The 1,564-nt window shown below is 78.1% G+C and carries 1 protein-coding gene; it reads right to left on the bottom strand.

The window, feature by feature from the left end:
* On the bottom strand, positions 1-1,482 hold a 1,482-nt coding region (locus ADK86_RS15445), incomplete at its 3' end, for an NADH-quinone oxidoreductase subunit NuoF family protein (RefSeq protein WP_053697100.1).
* Between the last annotated feature and the right edge of the window lie 82 nt (positions 1,483-1,564).

The following is a 1,564-nucleotide window of genomic DNA, read 5'->3' as shown; positions in this document are numbered from 1 at the left end:
GGGGTGGAGGCGGGGCGGGAGGGCGGTGTCCGTGATCAGGGGGTAGCCGTCCGGGTCCAGGCGTACGGTCTCGGGCAGCAGCCGCGCGCACAGGCCGTGGCCCTCGCACAGCGTCCAGTCCACGGCCAGCCGGCTCCCGGCGGCAGCCGGGTCCGCGGCTCCGGTGCCCGTACCGTCGGCCGCGCCCGCTGGTTCCGGCGCTGGAAGGGGGAGCACACCAGTGGTCTCCCGGCCGCATCCGCCGCCCAGTACGTGCGCGGCGCAATCGTCGGGGAAGGCGGACAGTGCGGAGAGTACGAATCGGGCGGCGCCGTCCGGGTGTTTGCACGCGCCACGCCCGTGCACGGCCTGCGCGGCGCGCCGTACGGCTTCCAGTGCCTCCTGGCCGCCGCCCGCGAGGATGTCCGCCAGCGCTTCGGCCATCGACGGCAGGCCCAGGCGGCAGGGCCCGCACTGGCCCGATGACTCCGCCGCCAGCCAGCGCGCTACGTGCAGGGACTCGCCCAGCGGGCAGGTGTCGGCGGGGACCGGCAGCACCGCCCCCGCGCCAAGCGCGCCACCGCCGGCTGCGAGCGCTTCGCGGGTGACGACCGTGCTGTACGCGGTCGCGGCGTCCAGCCAGGCGCCGTGGTAGCCGCCCACCAGGACGCCGCCGGGGGACGGATCGGCGGCGCACGCCTGGAGGACGTACGGGAGCGGCACCCCGCTCGGTGTCTCGACGACGGCGGGGGAGGGCACCGCGCCGGACACGGTCAGGAGCAGGGTGCCGGGTTCGCGGGGCGCGCCTGTCGAGGCGTACCGGTGCGCGCCGAGCCGGGCCGCTACGGCGAGTTGGGCGAACGTCTCCGCGTTGGAGAAGAGCGTCGGTACGCCGCCGAGCCCCGACTCCGCGGCCCGCACGCGCCGCCCCGGCGGCAGCGCCGGTCCGCCCTCCGCGGCCCGGATCAGTGCGGACGCCTCACCGGAGACCAGCCGTTCCGGTACCCGTGCGAGCCGGGCGCGCGGCGACCGCCCGCGCCGGCGGTCGCGCAGCCCGCGCTCGGCCAGCGCGTCCCGTACCGACCGTTCGGCCGTGTCCTTGGTCACACCCACCACCAGGGTGCGGGCGCCGAGCGCGTCGGCGGCGAGCAGCGCGCCGTCCAGGACCAGGTGGGGCGCACGGCACAGCAGGACGGTGTCCTTGCGGCAGGCCGGCTCGCCCTCGCAGCCGTTGACGACGACCGCGGGCCGCACGCCGGTGCGCCGCGCGTGGTGGGCGACCGCCGCCAGTTTCCGTACGAGCGGGAAGCCCGCGCCGCCGCGGCCGCGCAGCGCGATGGCGTCGGCCAGCTCGGCCAGCCGGTCGGCGGGCAGGGACGGCGGCGAGCCGTGGACGAGCAGGTGCGCGCGGCGGTCCAGCCGTTCGGCCTGGTCGAGGCCCGCGGTCAGCCGCGGCGGGCCGAGGGCGAAGACGGGCGGGACGTCGGGCAGCGGGCCGCTCATGGGCGGATCCGGCCGGGGGAGGCGGGGTGGGGGGACTGGGGGAACTGGGTCGGTTCGGGGTGGAAGGCGGGCTGTCCGTAGG

The organism is Streptomyces sp. NRRL F-5755, assembly GCF_001279365.1.
Classification (GTDB): domain Bacteria; phylum Actinomycetota; class Actinomycetes; order Streptomycetales; family Streptomycetaceae; genus Streptomyces; species Streptomyces rimosus.
The sequence above is the reverse complement of the archived record's forward strand: the minus strand, read 5'-3'. Positions and strand labels throughout refer to the sequence as shown.